Raw genomic sequence first — 13,879 nt, forward strand, 5'->3', positions numbered from 1 at the left:
CGGGCGCGAGGGGCCGGGGCCTCAGCCGGCCTGTACCTCGGAGGGGCCGGGCCTCAGCCGGCCTGTACCTCGTACGCCGCCACCCGCACCGTCTCGTCGTCCAGGCACTGCCCGGTCACCAGGTCGAAGCGCTGCTTGAGCAGGGGAGAGGCGACGAACGGGCGGCCCCGGTGGGTGCCGGTCAGCCCGCGGGACAGGACGGCCGCGCCGCTGAACGGATCGCGGTTGTCGATGCCGTACAGCGTCCCGGACCGGTCGCGGAACAGGGCGACCTGGCGGCCGTCGGGCAGCAGCGCGGCCAGGCCCCGGCCGGGGGTCAGCGCGGTCAGGTCGCAGACCGTGAACCAGGAGTCCGCAAGGCGCAGCCGGACCTTCAGGGCGGTCGTCTCGGGTGCCAGGGTCATCGCGGGGCACTTCCTTCCAGGGGGCGCGTGCCGATGGTCAGCAGCGGCAGGTCGGGCTTGATCTGGTCGCGCTCGGGGACGAAGCCGACGACCGGGTCGGGGGTGTCGGGCGCGTTGACGAACGACACGAACCGGCTCAGCTTCTCGGGGTCGTCGATGGTCTCGGCCCACTCGTCGCGGTAGGCCGAGACGTGCGCGGCCATCAGCGACTCCAGTTCCTCGCAGATGCCGAGGGAGTCCTCCACCACCACGTCCCGGACGTGGTCCAGGCCGCCCGGGATCCGCTCCAGCCAGGTCGAGGTGCGCTCCAGCCGGTCCGCGGTGCGGATGTAGAACATCAGGAACCGGTCGATCAGCCGCACCAGTTCGGCGTCGGACAGGTCCTGGGCGAGCAGGTCCGCGTGGCGCGGGGTGGCGCCGCCGTTGCCGCCGACGTACAGGTTCCAGCCGTTGGAGGTGGCGATGATGCCGAAGTCCTTCGACTGGGCCTCCGCGCACTCGCGGGCACAGCCCGACACCGCCGACTTGAGCTTGTGCGGCGACCTCAGGCCCCGGTAGCGCAGCTCCAGGTCGATCGCCATACGGACCGAGTCCTGGACTCCGTAACGGCACCAGGTCTGCCCCACGCAGGACTTGACCGTGCGCAGCGACTTCCCGTACGCGTGCCCCGACTCGAAGCCTGCGTCCACCAGCCGGGCCCAGATCAGCGGGAGCTGTTCGACGCGGGCGCCGAACATGTCGATGCGCTGCCCGCCGGTGATCTTCGTGTAGAGCCCGAAGTCGCGGGCCACCTCGCCGATCACGATGAGCTTCTCGGGGGTGATCTCGCCGCCCGGGATGCGCGGCACGACCGAGTACGAGCCGTTCTTCTGGAGGTTGGCGAGGAAGTGGTCGTTGGTGTCCTGGAGGGCCGCCTGCTCGCCGTCCAGGACGTAGCCGTGCGCGCCGATCGTCGGGGCGAGGGAGGCGATGATCGAGCCGACCGTGGGCTTGCAGATCTCGCAGCCGTCGCCGCCCCGGGCGTCCGGGCGGCCGTGGCGGTCCAGCAGTTCCCGGTAGGAGGTGACGCGCAGGGCGAGGACGATCTCGTAGAGCTCCTCGCGGGACTGGGCGAAGCAGCCGCACAGGCCCTTGTCGACCTCGACGCCGTTCGCCTCCAGCTCGGCGGTGACGAGCTGGCTCAGCACCTTCACGCAACTGCCGCAGCCGGTACCGGCCTTGGTGCACTTCTTCACCTCGGGCACGGTCGTGCAGGAGTGCTCCGTGACGGCGCCGCGGATCGTGCCCTTGGTGACGTTGTGGCAGGAGCAGACGACCGCCTCGTCCGGCAGCGCGGACGGGCCCAGCTGGACGGGTCCCCCGGCACCGGCCGGCAGCACCAGCTGCTCGGGGGCGACGGGCGGGACCGAGCCGGTGAACGCGCGCAGGGTGCCGTACGCCTCCGCGTCACCGACCAGGATGCCGCCCAGCAGCGTGCCGTCCCGGCCGATGACCAGCTTCTTGTACAGGCCCGCCCGGGCGTCCGAGTAGACGACGTCCAGACAGTCTGAGGCGGTGCCGTGCGCGTCGCCGAAGGAGGCCACGTCCACGCCGAGCAGCTTCAGCTTGGTGGACAGGTCGGCACCGGTGAACGACGGCTGCCCGGCCTCGTCGACAGCCCCGGCAGCGGCGTCGGCGGCGATCGCGGCGGCCGCCGTCTCCGCCTGCTCGTAGCCGGGGGCGACCAGGCCGTACACCCGGCCGTCCGCCGCCAGCGCGCACTCGCCGATCGCGAACACCCGCGCATCGCCGACCGTACGGCACCGCTCGTCGACCGCGATGCCACCGCGTTCGCCGACCGTCAGGCCCGAGGCGCGGGCCAGCTGGTCGCGGGGGCGGACACCGGCGGAGAACACCACCAGGTCGGTGGCGAGTTCGGAGCCGTCGGACAGCTTCATACCGGTGACCGCGCCGTCCTCGCCGACCACGATCTCCTGCGTGCCCACCCCGGTGTGGACGGACAGGCCCATGTCCTCGATGGTGCGCAACAGCGCGGCGCCGCCGCCCTCGTCGACCTGTACGGGCATCAGGCGCGGCGCGAACTCCACGATGTGGCTGGTGAGGCCGAGGCCCTTCAGCGCGCCCGCCGCCTCCAGGCCCAGCAGCCCGCCGCCGACCACCGCACCCGTCGTCGCCCTGGTCCGCGCGTACTCCTCGATGGCGAGCAGGTCCTCGATCGTGCGGTAGACGAAGCAGCCCTCGGCGTCCTTGTGGGGGACCGGCGGCACGAACGGGTACGAGCCGGTGGCCAGGACGAGGATGTCGTAGCCGACGGAGAGACCGGAGCGGGCCGTCACCGTGCGCGCGGCGCGGTCGATCGTCTCCGCCGGGTCGCCGATGTGCAGCTCGATGCCGTGCTCGCGGATGAACCCCATGTCGGTCATGGAGAGGTCCTCGGCGGTCCGCCCCGAGAAGTACGAGGTCAGCGCGACCCGGTCGTACGCCGGGCGCGGCTCCTCGCACAGCACGACCACCCGGTGCGTGGCGGTCAGGCCGCGTTCGGCGAGCGCTTCGAGGAAGCGCTGGCCGACCATGCCGTGGCCGACGAGCACGATCGTGGGGCGGGACCGGCCCCCGACACTTGCGGTCGTGGACATCAGGAGCCTCCATCGTTGGGGAGCAGGTGGAGTGGGCGGGGCGGGAGCAGCGGGTGGGACAGCGGCGGCGGACCCGAGGCTGTGTCGCTGTGTCAGCAGCGTGCGGGGCCGGTGTTTCCCTGCCGCATCACCTCTGTTTCCCGAGAGGAACGCTGCCCTCAGCGAGGGACGGCCCGGGGTGTGAGGGTTCGCGGGCGGAGGACCGGCGGCCCGGTGGGAGGCGGCCGGTGGCCCGGCGAGGGGTGGCCCCGCGACCCGGTGGGAGGCGGGCCGGTGGTCCGGCGAGGGGCGGGCGGCAGGTCCGGCGGACAGCGAGGTCCGTGTGGGGTGCACCGGTCCGTGCCTTAGGGTCGCGGTCATGCCCGACATACCCCTGACCACGCTCGCCCTCCTGTGCCTCGCCGCCCTCGCGGCCGGCTGGATCGACGCGGTGGTGGGCGGGGGCGGACTCCTGCTGCTGCCCACGCTGCTGCTCGGGCTGCCGGCGAGCACCCCGGCGGCGTACGCGCTGGGCACCAACAAGGCGGTCGCGATCGTCGGCACGTCCGCGGCGGCGGTGACGTACGTCCGCAGGACCCCGGTGGACGTGCGCCTGGCCGTACGCATCGGTCTGACCGCGCTCGCCGGGTCGTCGGCCGGGGCGTTCTTCGCGGCCGGGATGAGCACCGAGGTGCTCAAACCGGTGATCATGGTGGTGCTGCTCGGTGTCGCGGCCTTCGTGATCCTGCGCCCCGCCTTCGGCACCGCCCCGGCGCCCGGCCCGGTCGGCCGCCGTCGCGTCCTCGCCGCGATCGGCCTCGCGGGCCTGGGCATCGGCTTCTACGACGGGTTCATCGGCCCCGGCACCGGTACGTTCCTGGTACTCGCCCTCACCGCCGTACTGCACCTCGACCTGGTGACGGCCTCCGCCAACGCGAAGATCGTCAACTGCTGCACCAACGCGGGCGCCCTCGCGATGTTCGCCTGGCAGGGCACGGTGCTGTGGCAGCCGGCCGCGCTCATGGCCGTCTTCAACCTGGCCGGCGGCACCCTCGGCGCCCGCACGGCCCTGAAGAAGGGCAGCGGCTTCGTCCGGGTCGTGCTGCTGACGGTCGTGCTGGCACTGGTGGCGAATCTGGCGTACACGCAGTGGGTGGCCTGAGGGGACGGGTGTCCTGGCGGATGCGTGTCCTGATGGACGTGTGTCCTGACGGACGTGTGTCCTTCGTCGGCGGCCGTCGTCCGGGCTCCGTGGACGGGGGCGGCCGCCGCCGGTGTCCCGTGCCGAAATCCGTTGCCGGTCCGGTCGGGGTTTCCCCTACGGTGACCCGATGACCACCCAAGTGATCGTGCTGAACGGCGGTTCCAGCTCCGGCAAGACCGGGATCGCCCGGTGTCTCCAGGCCGTGCTGCCGCAGCCGTGGCTGGCCTTCGGGATCGACGCGCTGGTCGACGCGATGCCCGCGTCCCTGAAGGCGTCGGACGCCGGGATCGACTTCGCCCCGGACGGCGGCGTGGACATCGGGCCGCGGTTCCGGGAACTGGAGGCGGCCTGGATGGCGGGGATCGCCGCGACGGTACGGGCGGGCGCCCGGGTCGTCGTCGACGATGTCTTCCTCGGCGCGGCCGCCTCGCAGGACCGGTGGCGCAAGGCCCTCGACGGGCTGGACGTGCTGTGGGTCGGCGTCCGCTGCGCCGCCGAGGTCGCCGCGGGCCGCGAGACGGCCCGGGGGGACCGGGTCCCGGGCATGGCCGCGGCCCAGGCGGAAGCCGTGCATCAGGGCGTGTTCTACGACCTGGAGGTGGACACCACCCGCACCGAGTCCCTGGCCTGCGCGCGGACCGTCGCCGCCCGGGTGGATGGAGAGCCGTCCGGGCTCAGCGGCTGTCGGTGAGGTGGGCGAAGACGACCACGTTCCCCTGGTACCCGGTGCTGCGCGAGTAGCCGCCACCGCAGGTGATCACCCGCAGCTCGGGGCGCGCCGAGGCCCCGTAGACCTTGTCGTCGGGGAAGTCCTTCGCCTCGTAGACCTCGACCGCGTCGACCGTGAAGAGCGCGACACTGCCGTCGCGCCGGTCCACCTCGACGGCGCTGCCCTTGCGCAGGGCGCCGAGGTCGTAGAAGACGGCGGGTCCTTCGGTGTTGTCGACGTGGCCCGCCACGATCGCGGTGCCGGTCTCACCCGGGGTGGTGCCCGCCTCGTACCAGCCGGCGAGGTTCTTGTTCGCGGCGGGCGGGACGTCGAGGCTGCCGGTGCTCGTCAGGCCGAGCCCCGTCAGCGGGGCGTTCACGCGGATCGACGGTATGCGTATGCGGACGGGCGGGGACGGCGGCAGCGCGGGGGCGGCGGCGCGTTCGCCGCCCGGGTCGGCGTGCGCCTGCGCGGCGGAGGGCTGCGGCGGGGCATGGATGCCGATCGGACCGCGCAGCAGCAGCACGCCCGAGCAGAGCGCGGCGGCGGTGACGGTGGCTATGGCGGTGTTCCCGACTCTGGGCATGCCTGCCTCCTCTTCTCCTTCTCCTCCCCGGAACCTTTCCTCTCCCTCTCCCCGGGAAGTCGGACCCCCTGGGAAGTCGGTCGCCTCGGGAAGTCGGACCCCCCGGGAAGTCGGTCCCCGTGGGAAGTCGGACCCCCCGGGAAGTCGGTCCCCGTGGGAAGTCGGACCCCCCGGGAAGTCGGTCCCCGTGGGAAGTCGGTCCCCGTGCCCCCTCCGGGCCGCGAGGGGCGTCGGGCCCGGAGGGGGAGGGGACATGCGGTACCGGCGGACGGACGGCGGAGGGTGTCCGTCAGATCCCGTCGCCTCTCGCCCGGCGATGCAGGAGCCAGGTACCGCCCGCGGCGGCCACGGCGAGCGCCGTCAAGCCTGCCGCGGTCTGTACGGGGTCGGGGCCGAGTGCGCCGCCGACCCCCGTCTTCACGCTTCCTTTCGGTTGCACCTGCCCGGACAGGGCGGTCAGGGTGACGTGCAGGTCGCCCGTCACCCGCAGGCTGCCCTCGGCGCAGGCCGCGACGATCTCGTACGTTCCCGGCTGCGCGCTCGGCGGGACCCGGAACTGTCCGATCGCGTCGTTCTCGTGGGTGCTGGGCGCCAGCGTGAACCGCCCGGCACCGACCGCGCTGGCGTCCCCCGCCGCCGAACCGCCTTTGCCGCACGCCGCGGTGTTCACCGTGACCTGCCCGCCCGGCACGGTGGTGGACGGGTACACCTCCAGGCTGCCGGTGGCACCGCCGTAGGCGGGCGCGGCCACCGCGCCCGCGGCGACGACGGCGAGCGCGGTGCCGGCCAGCAGACGGGCGGTACGTCGCATCGGTGCTCCCTCGGCTCATGGAGGGGCGACGGCCCGCGACACCCTCGAGTGCCGCTGCGTCGGTCGTGCCCCGCTTCTCCGAGGTAAATGGCAGTGGCCCCGGGCCGCTTCTTGAGGGATCGTCAGAATTGCGGTGAACGGGTGTCGCAAAGGCCCGGCGCGGAGCGCAGACCGCCGCTGTTTCGGCAGGTCAGTGGGTATGCGGCGATACGTGGATGAAGAACCGCGAAGGATGTACGGCGGAGGGACGAACGGGTGAGCGCGACCGGGGCCGGTGCCCCGAAGGGACCGGCCCCGGCCGCGTCAGCCGCATGATCGGCGCACGCTCACCGCGCTCGCCGCGTGGTCAGCTCACGCTCACCAGGTTCGCCCCGCGTGGTCAGCTCACGCTCACCGCGCTCCAGGCCGCGGCCACCGCCGCGTACTCCGTGCTGCTCGCGCCGTAGAGGTCCCGCGCCGCGTTCAGGGTCGCCGTACGGGCGCCCGCGTACTTCGTCGACGACGTCATGTAGACCGTCAGCGCCCGGTACCAGATCGCGCCCAGCTTGTCGTGGCCGATGCCGGTGACCGTCGAGCCGTTGCAGGTGGGCGAGTTGTAGCTGACACCGTTGACGGTCCTCGCGCCGCTGCCCTCCGCGAGGAGGTAGGCGAAGTGGTTGGCGACGCCCGAGGAGTAGTGCACGTCGAGGTTGCCGACCGAGGAGCTCCAGCAGTCCGCGGAGCTGCCGTCCTTCGAGGGCTGGTCCATGAAGCGCAGCGCCGCCTTGCCGAAGCCGGGCCGGACGATCTCCTCGCCGATCAGATAGTCGCCCGGGTCCGAGGCGTTGTTCGCGTACCACTCCACCAGGGTGCCGAGGATGTCGGAGGTCGCCTCGTTCAGGCCGCCCGGCTCGCCGGAGTAGGTCAGCGCGGCCGTCTTGGACGTGACGCCGTGCGACATCTCGTGGCCCGCCACGTCCAGCGCGACCAGCGGGCCGAACGTCGTCCCGTCACCGTCGCCGTACGTCATGCAGAAGCAACTGTCGTCCCAGAAGGCGTTGTTGTAGCTGTTGCCGTAGTGGACGCGGTTGTACGAGCCCTTGCCGTCACCGGCGATGCCGTTGCGGCCGTGGACGTTCTTGTAGTAGTCCCAGGTCGTGTTCGTGCCGTACTGGGCGTCCACCGCGGCCGAGGCGCGGTCGGAAGTCGCCCCCGTGCCCCAGTGGTTGTCGCTGTCCGTGAAGACCGTCGACGGGGCGCGGCTGAAGCAGATGCCGAAGATGCACAGGTCGGTCTTGTTGGCGGCGTCACCCGTGTACGTGTTGCCGCGGGTCGCGTCCTTGAGCTGGTACGTCGATCCCGACAGCGTCGTCTCCAGCGGCACCGTGCCGCCGTACAGCGACTGTCCGTCGCCCGTCGCCGTCTCGATGCTGTCCCAGGCGTCGATCCGGGCACCGGTGCGGGCGTCGGTCAGCACCGTGCGGGCCACCGGGTTGCCGAGCGTGTCGAGGGCGGCCACGTCGGTGCGCCAGGCGAGCCGCGGGCTGCCGTGCAGCGCGTCGACGACCAGTTGCGGCTTTGCCGTGACCTTGCGCAGGGTCTGGCCGGGACGGGCGGCGCGCAGCGCGCTCGCCGCGGAGTCGGCGGCCTTCGGGGCGGACAGGGTGGGGGTGATCGAGGGCAGGTCGAGGGTGCCCCCGGTCGCCCGGTCCGTGCTGCGGTACGTCCCGTCCGGGGCCAGGTGGACCACGAAGTCGCCACCCAGGACCGGGAGTTCGCGATAGGTGCGGTCGTAGCGGATGTGCTGCGCACCGTTCTTGTCGATGATCACGTCGCGGACCCGGGTGTGCTGGACGGAGGTCAGGCCGAGGGCGTCCGCCCGGTCCGCGACGACCGTCGCGGCGTTGCGGAGCGCGGTGGCCCTGGTCGGTCTGTCGGCCGCGTCGGCGGCGGGGGAGAGCGCGGCGGCCAGCAGGGTGGCGGTGGTGGCGACCACGCCGGCGGCGGCGAGACGGCGGGACCTGCGAACCGAGCTGACGTACTGCCGTATCCGACTCATCAATCTCCTCGGAAAGGCGCCATCGGGCGCGTGGGGGGCGCTGGATGTGCTCCGCAAGATTTAAGGGGGCATGACATGTCATGTCCATAGCCCTATCGGGAGGAGATGTGAGGGCTGAGAATCGTTTCTGCAACGCTGCGACGGCGTGGCTGTACAGGTGGGAGGCCGAGTGGGCGTGCGGGAGCAACTTCCCTTCTTCGTCTACGGGACGCTCCGGCCCGGTGGGCGCTATCACGACGCCTACCTGCGCGGCCGGACCCGTTCCGCGCACCCGGCCCGGCTCGCGGGCGCGGTGCTGTACGACGGACCCGGATACCCGTACGCCGTGGAGGAGCCCGGGGGCGGCGGGGTGCGCGGGGAACTGGTCACCGTGCCGGTGGAGGCGTACGACGAACTGCTGGCCGAGCTGGACCGGCTGGAGGAGTACGTGCCCGGCGATCCGCGCAGCCTCTACCTGCGCGTCGAGCGCGAGGTCGGCCGGGACGCCGACGGCGCGGCCGTGCGCGCCTGGGTGTACGTCGCCGCCCCGGCGGTCGCCGAGCGCCTGCGGGCGGGCGGCAGGATCGTCGAGGGCGGCGACTGGCGGGCGCATCGCTGACCCGGCCGGCGGTGCGGGTCACCGGCCGGCACTCCGGGTCAGCGGGCGGCACTCCGGGTCACCGGGCGGTGGTCAGGGCCCGTCGTACCCCCGCCTCCTTGGGGCCGAGGAAGCGCGGGTCCGGCTCGAACAGCACGTCCAGCGCGGCCTTGCCCGCCGCGAAGACCTCCCGGGTGCCGCCGTAGTACCAGGTCACGTCGTGCTTGGCGTCGACACCGATGCCGTACGACCGCACACCCGCCGCCTCGCACAGCGCGACCGCCCGCCGGATGTGGAAGCCCTGGCTGATCAGTACCGCCCGGTCCACGCCGAAGATCTGCTTGGCGCGGACGCAGGAGTCCCAGGTGTCGAAGCCCGCGTAGTCGCTGACGATCCGCGCGTCGGGCACGCCGTGCTTCGTCAGGTAGGCGCGCATCGCGTCCGGCTCGTCGTAGTCCTTGCGGCTGTTGTCGCCGGTGACGAGGACGACCTCGATCCGGCCCGCGCGGTAGAGGGTGGCCGCCGCGTCGAGGCGGTGCGCGAGGTACGGCGACGGCTCGCCGTCCCACAGACCCGCGCCGAAGACGACCGCGACGTCCGTGCGGGGCACGTCGGCCGTGGTGCGCAGCCGGTCGCCGGTCGAGACGTACAGCCAGGTGATCGGGGTCAGCGCGAGGACGCACCCGGCCATCACGGCCTGCACCGCGCGCCGCCGGCCCGCGCGGGTGCGCGGCAGACGAGGTCGGCCCAGCTTCGGTCGGCGCATCGGACGGTCCCTCCCCAGGTGGCCGCGGCGGGGCGCCGTGGCCGCTCTCGACCATGAAGGACGCGGACCGCGGGGTCCGGGTTCGCCGCCCACGGTGTGAGCGGACTCACGTTCGATGCCGTCACCGCAGGTCACGGTACCTCACACACCCCGGGCGGCCCGCCGTGAACCCATGGAAAAAACCCGTCACCCCCATGCAACGGGAAGGCAATGTCCGGCCGCCACGATCGGTTCATGACGGTGTCGCTCTCTCCCCCCGACGGGTCCGGCCACCGCCGCCCCGGCAGCCCGCTGCCGGGCGGCGCCCACCCGGTGTCGCACCAGGCGGCGTTCGCGCCGTCGCCCGGCGCGACGCTGGACAGCACGGCGCACCTGATGCACCGGATCGGCGCCCAGCTCGCCGGCCGGCTCAGCCTCGTCGCCCCCGACGGCAGGCGGCGCCCCACCCCGCCCCCGCTCGTCCTGGTGGCCCACGGCAGCCGCGACCCGCGCGCGCTGGCCACGGTCCGCACGCTCCTCGACCGGGTCCGTGAGCTGCGGCCCGGACTGGCCGTGCATCTCGGCCACATCGAGCTGAACGAGCCCCTGCTGGCCGACACGCTCGCCGCCCTCGACGCGCGCGACGTGCCCGAGGCCGTGCTCGTGCCGCTGCTCCTCGGCCGCGGCCACCACGTCAAGCGCGACATCCCGCAGACGGCGGCGGGCGCCCGGGTGCGCACGCGCGTGGCGGCCCCGCTCGGCCCGCACCCGCTGCTCGTCGAGACCCTGTACGAACGTCTGATCGAGGCCGGCTGGCGGACCAGGCTGAGCGACGCGCAACGCCGGGCGAGCGGTGTGGTGCTGGCCGCGGCCGGCTCCCGCGACCCGGAGTCGGCGCTCGACACCCGTGCCACGGCCCGGCAGCTGGCCGAACGGCTCGGTGTCCCGGTGCTCGCCGCGTACGCCTCCGCCGCCGCGCCCGACGTCCGCACCGCCGTGCGCGCGCTGGCCGGGCGCGGCCGGCACCGGATCGCGGTGGCCGGGTACTTCACCGCGCCCGGCCGTTTCGCCACCCAGAGCGCCGAGGCCGCCCCCTGGCTCGCCGCCGCCCCCCTCGGCGCCCACCCTGCGATGGCCCGCCTGGTCCTGCACCGCTACGACCAGGCACGCGCGGCCGCCGAGGCGCCCACGCCCGCCACGCCCACGCCGCCCGCGTCCGAGCCCGAGGGCACCGCCACCACCCCCGCGAACCCGGCCGCCCCCTCGGCCCCGGCGCGGATCCCGGCCTGACGCCGGAGCGAGCCGGGCGAGGCGAGCCCCGGCGACCGGGCGTGGCCCGGCCAGGGGTCCCGGCACCCGGGCGCGAACGTCCCGATTGTCACTGCCTGCGCTTACTGTCGTGGCATGGAAGGCACCGCACCGCCCCAGGCGTACGAGGACAGCGCACTGCCCGCCGGATACGACGGGCAGGCCGTCGAGCGCTGGTCCGCCGAGCCCGACAAACGCGCGGGCCGCACCGCCTTCCAGCGCGACCGCGCCCGCGTGCTGCACTCCGCGGCGCTGCGCCGCCTGGCCGGCAAGACCCAGGTCGTCACCCCGGGCACCCGCGGCCAGGTGTGGGACGCCAGCCCCCGCACCCGGCTCACCCACTCCCTGGAGTGCGCCCAGGTGGGCCGCGAGCTCGGTGCCTCCCTCGGCTGCGACCCCGACCTCGTCGAGGCGGCCTGTCTCTCCCACGACCTCGGCCACCCGCCCTTCGGGCACAACGGCGAGCAGGCGCTGAACGAGTTCGCGGCCGATTGCGGCGGCTTCGAGGGCAACGCCCAGTCGCTGCGGCTCCTCACCCGCATCGAGCCCAAGCGCTTCGTCCGGGACCCGGCGGCGGCTGCGGACGCCGCCGCGGCGGGCGGCGACCTCGTCAGCGTCGGCCTCAACCTCACCCGCGCCGTGCTCGACGCGGCCACCAAGTACCCCTGGGCGCGCGGTGCCCGTCCGGGCGACCCGGCCTCCCCGAAGTTCGGCGTCTACGAGGACGACCGGCCGGTCTTCGACTGGGTCCGCAAGGACGCCCCCGAGGGCCGTACCTGCTTCGAGGCCCAGGTCATGGACTGGTCGGACGACGTGGCGTACTCGGTGCACGACGTGGAGGACGGGCTGCACGCCGGCCACATCGACCCCGGCTGCCTGCGCGCCGGGCCCGAGCGCCGCGAGGTCTTCGCGGTCGCCGTCGGCCGGTACGTGCCGGCGGACACCGACCCCGCCGAGCTCGCCGAGGCCCTGGACAGGCTCCAGGACCAGGAGTGGTGGCCGCACGGCTACGACGGCTCGGCGGTCGCCCAGGCCCGACTGAAGGACGCCACCAGCCAGCTCATCGGCCGTTTCTGCCTGGCCGCCGAGGGCGCCACGCGGGCCGCGTGGGGCAGCGGACGCCTCACCCGCTACGGTGCCGAGCTCGTCGTACCCCGCGAGGTCCGGATGGAGTGCGCGGTCCTCAAGGCGGTCGCCGACCGCTATGTGATGCAGCGCGCCGAGCAGGAACTGCTCAGAGCCGACCAGCGGATCGTGGTCGCCGAACTGGCCGGGGCGCTCACCGCCCGCGCCCCGGAGGGACTGGACCCCCAGTTCCGCGCGCTGTTCGACCAGGCGGGTGACGACCGTACGCGCAAACGGGTGATCGTCGACCAGATCGCCTCCCTGACCGACGCCTCGGCCCGTTCGCTGCACGCCTGGCTGACGTCCCGGCGTGGCGGGTGAGCACAGTTCACTCCTGAGGCGGAAGAGCACCCGAAGGTGACCGTGCGTGGCCTGATCGGGCCACCCCCTCTTCCCGACCCACGCCGCGTGCGGGAGGCTCGCATGTGGCGACACCCGCAGTGTTTTCCGGGGAGACACCCCCGAGACCCCCTGTAGGAGGCAACAAGTGGTCGACGCGGATCAGACATTCGTCATCGTCGGAGGCGGCCTGGCCGGGGCCAAGGCGGCCGAGACGCTCCGGACGGAGGGCTTCACCGGCCGCGTGATACTGATCTGCGACGAACGCGACCACCCCTACGAGCGGCCGCCCCTGTCCAAGGGCTATCTGCTGGGCAAGGAGGAACGCGACAGCGTCTTCGTGCACGAGCCCGCCTGGTACGCGCGCAACGACATCGAGCTGCACCTGGGGCACACCGTCACCGCCCTCGACCGGGACGCGAAGTCGGTCCGCTGCGGTGAGGACGGCACCCTCGCCCACTACGACAAGCTGCTGATCGCCACCGGCGCCGAGCCCCGCCGCCTGAACGTCCCCGGCACGGACCTGGCCGGGGTCCACCATCTGCGCCGCCTCTCCCACGCCGAACGCCTCAAGGGCGTCCTCGCCTCCCTCGGCCGCGACAACGGCCACCTGGTGATCGCGGGCGCCGGCTGGATCGGCCTGGAGGTCGCGGCCGCGGCCCGCGAGTACGGTGCGGAGGTCACCGTCGTCGAGCCCGAGCCGACCCCGCTGCACGGCGTCCTCGGCCCCGAGCTGGGCAGCGTCTTCGCCGAGCTGCACCAGGAGCACGGGGTCCGCTTCCGCTTCGGGGTGCGCCTCACCGAGATCGTCGGCCAGGACGGCATGGTGCTGGCCGCCCGCACCGACGACGGGGAGGAACACCCCGCGCACATCGTGCTCGCGGCGATCGGCGCGGCCCCCCGGGTCGCCCTGGCGGAGGCGGCGGGCCTGGAGCTCGCCGACCGTGCGCACGGCGGCGGCATCGCGGTCGACGCCCGGCTGCGCACCTCCGACCCCGACATCTTCGCGGCCGGTGACGTCGCCTCCTTCCCGCACCCCCTCTTCGGCACCCGGCTGCGCGTCGAGCACTGGGCCAACGCGCTCAACGGCGGACCCGCCGCCGCCCGCGCGATGCTCGGCAAGGACGTCGCCTACGACCGCGTGCCCTACTTCTTCTCCGACCAGTACGACCTGGGGATGGAGTACAGCGGGTGGGCGCCCCCGGGGTCGTACGACCAGGTCGTGATCCGCGGCGACGCCGGCAAGCGCGAGTTCATCGCCTTCTGGGTCAAGGAGGGCAGGGTGCTGGCCGGCATGAACGTGAACGTGTGGGACGTCACAGAGCCGATCCAGCAGCTGATCCGGTCCGGTGCCACGGTGGACAGCGAGGCGCTGGCGGACCCGCACACGCCGTTGGACAGCCTCGTCCCCTGACCTC

Annotated in this window: 12 protein-coding genes; 6 read left to right on the forward strand and 6 right to left on the reverse strand. The window is 73.4% G+C overall.

All coding sequences use genetic code 11. From position 1 onward, the window contains the following. Positions 1-53: 53 nt before the first annotated feature. Positions 54-404: a nitrite reductase small subunit NirD gene (gene nirD, locus ACZ7OY_RS02830; protein WP_471909708.1), complete on the reverse strand. Its 351-nt coding sequence runs from the start codon at positions 402-404 to the stop codon at positions 54-56. Further along, positions 401-3,040, reverse strand: a complete 2,640-nt coding sequence (nirB, locus tag ACZ7OY_RS02835) for a nitrite reductase large subunit NirB (RefSeq protein WP_471909709.1) — start codon at positions 3,038-3,040, stop codon at positions 401-403. The genes nirD and nirB overlap by 4 nt, the downstream gene beginning before the upstream one ends. Positions 3,041-3,398: 358 nt before the next feature. Between nirB and ACZ7OY_RS02840 the strand changes: the two genes are divergently transcribed. Continuing rightward, complete coding sequence (locus ACZ7OY_RS02840; protein ID WP_351605408.1) at positions 3,399-4,181, forward strand: sulfite exporter TauE/SafE family protein; 783 nt, start codon at positions 3,399-3,401, stop codon at positions 4,179-4,181. A gap of 169 nt (positions 4,182-4,350) precedes the next feature. Beyond that, the gene (gene cpt / locus ACZ7OY_RS02845; RefSeq protein ID WP_471909710.1) at positions 4,351-4,914 is read left to right on the forward strand and encodes a chloramphenicol phosphotransferase CPT; all 564 of its coding nucleotides are present in this window, start codon (positions 4,351-4,353) and stop codon (positions 4,912-4,914) included. On the opposite strand, the gene ACZ7OY_RS02850 is transcribed toward cpt, so the two are convergent. From ACZ7OY_RS02850 to ACZ7OY_RS02860, 3 genes are all read right to left on the reverse strand, one after another. After that, entirely contained in the window at positions 4,898-5,518 is a 621-nt protein-coding gene (locus ACZ7OY_RS02850) for a class F sortase (protein ID WP_471909711.1), read from the reverse strand. The two genes, cpt and ACZ7OY_RS02850, sit on opposite strands and share 17 nt — an antisense overlap. A gap of 289 nt (positions 5,519-5,807) precedes the next feature. Continuing rightward, a complete protein-coding gene (locus ACZ7OY_RS02855) occupies positions 5,808-6,329 on the reverse strand; it encodes a hypothetical protein (protein ID WP_471909712.1) in 522 nt (173 codons plus the stop codon). 379 nt (positions 6,330-6,708) lie between these two features. Further along, a complete protein-coding gene (locus tag ACZ7OY_RS02860) occupies positions 6,709-8,367 on the reverse strand; it encodes a M4 family metallopeptidase (protein ID WP_471909713.1) in 1,659 nt (552 codons plus the stop codon). 175 nt (positions 8,368-8,542) lie between these two features. Between ACZ7OY_RS02860 and ACZ7OY_RS02865 the strand changes: the two genes are divergently transcribed. Next, positions 8,543-8,965, forward strand: coding sequence for a gamma-glutamylcyclotransferase family protein (locus ACZ7OY_RS02865; RefSeq protein ID WP_471909714.1), 423 nt, complete (start codon positions 8,543-8,545; stop codon positions 8,963-8,965). A 58-nt stretch (positions 8,966-9,023) separates the two neighbouring features. Here ACZ7OY_RS02865 and ACZ7OY_RS02870 read toward each other — a convergent pair whose 3' ends face one another. Next, positions 9,024-9,710, reverse strand: coding sequence for a SanA/YdcF family protein (locus tag ACZ7OY_RS02870; protein WP_471909715.1), 687 nt, complete (start codon positions 9,708-9,710; stop codon positions 9,024-9,026). Between the two features lie 375 nt (positions 9,711-10,085). On the opposite strand from ACZ7OY_RS02870, the gene ACZ7OY_RS02875 reads away from it, so the two are divergent. The 3 genes from ACZ7OY_RS02875 (at position 10,086) to ACZ7OY_RS02885 (ending at position 13,875) form a co-directional block, all read left to right on the forward strand. Continuing rightward, complete coding sequence (locus ACZ7OY_RS02875) at positions 10,086-10,979, forward strand: sirohydrochlorin chelatase (RefSeq protein ID WP_471910364.1); 894 nt, start codon at positions 10,086-10,088, stop codon at positions 10,977-10,979. A 114-nt stretch (positions 10,980-11,093) separates the two neighbouring features. Continuing rightward, the gene (locus tag ACZ7OY_RS02880; RefSeq protein ID WP_471909716.1) at positions 11,094-12,443 is read left to right on the forward strand and encodes a deoxyguanosinetriphosphate triphosphohydrolase; all 1,350 of its coding nucleotides are present in this window, start codon (positions 11,094-11,096) and stop codon (positions 12,441-12,443) included. Positions 12,444-12,609: 166 nt separating this feature from the next. Further along, the gene (locus ACZ7OY_RS02885) at positions 12,610-13,875 is read left to right on the forward strand and encodes an NAD(P)/FAD-dependent oxidoreductase (RefSeq protein WP_471909717.1); all 1,266 of its coding nucleotides are present in this window, start codon (positions 12,610-12,612) and stop codon (positions 13,873-13,875) included. Positions 13,876-13,879 lie beyond the last annotated feature (4 nt).

The organism is Streptomyces sp. NPDC107559, assembly GCF_055657365.1.

What these genes read in the sequence shown, in the direction of transcription:
- nirD (WP_471909708.1), bottom strand. Translation starts at nt 404, where the DNA reads ATGACCCTGGCACCCGAGACGACCGCCCTGAAGGTCCGGCTGCGCCTT.
- nirB (WP_471909709.1), bottom strand. Translation starts at nt 3,040, where the DNA reads ATGTCCACGACCGCAAGTGTCGGGGGCCGGTCCCGCCCCACGATCGTG.
- ACZ7OY_RS02860 (WP_471909713.1), bottom strand. Translation starts at nt 8,367, where the DNA reads ATGAGTCGGATACGGCAGTACGTCAGCTCGGTTCGCAGGTCCCGCCGT.
- ACZ7OY_RS02880 (WP_471909716.1), top strand. Translation starts at nt 11,094, where the DNA reads ATGGAAGGCACCGCACCGCCCCAGGCGTACGAGGACAGCGCACTGCCC.
- cpt (WP_471909710.1), top strand. Translation starts at nt 4,351, where the DNA reads ATGACCACCCAAGTGATCGTGCTGAACGGCGGTTCCAGCTCCGGCAAG.
- ACZ7OY_RS02840 (WP_351605408.1), top strand. Translation starts at nt 3,399, where the DNA reads ATGCCCGACATACCCCTGACCACGCTCGCCCTCCTGTGCCTCGCCGCC.
- ACZ7OY_RS02850 (WP_471909711.1), bottom strand. Translation starts at nt 5,518, where the DNA reads ATGCCCAGAGTCGGGAACACCGCCATAGCCACCGTCACCGCCGCCGCG.
- ACZ7OY_RS02875 (WP_471910364.1), top strand. Translation starts at nt 10,086, where the DNA reads ATGCACCGGATCGGCGCCCAGCTCGCCGGCCGGCTCAGCCTCGTCGCC.
- ACZ7OY_RS02855 (WP_471909712.1), bottom strand. Translation starts at nt 6,329, where the DNA reads ATGCGACGTACCGCCCGTCTGCTGGCCGGCACCGCGCTCGCCGTCGTC.
- ACZ7OY_RS02870 (WP_471909715.1), bottom strand. Translation starts at nt 9,710, where the DNA reads ATGCGCCGACCGAAGCTGGGCCGACCTCGTCTGCCGCGCACCCGCGCG.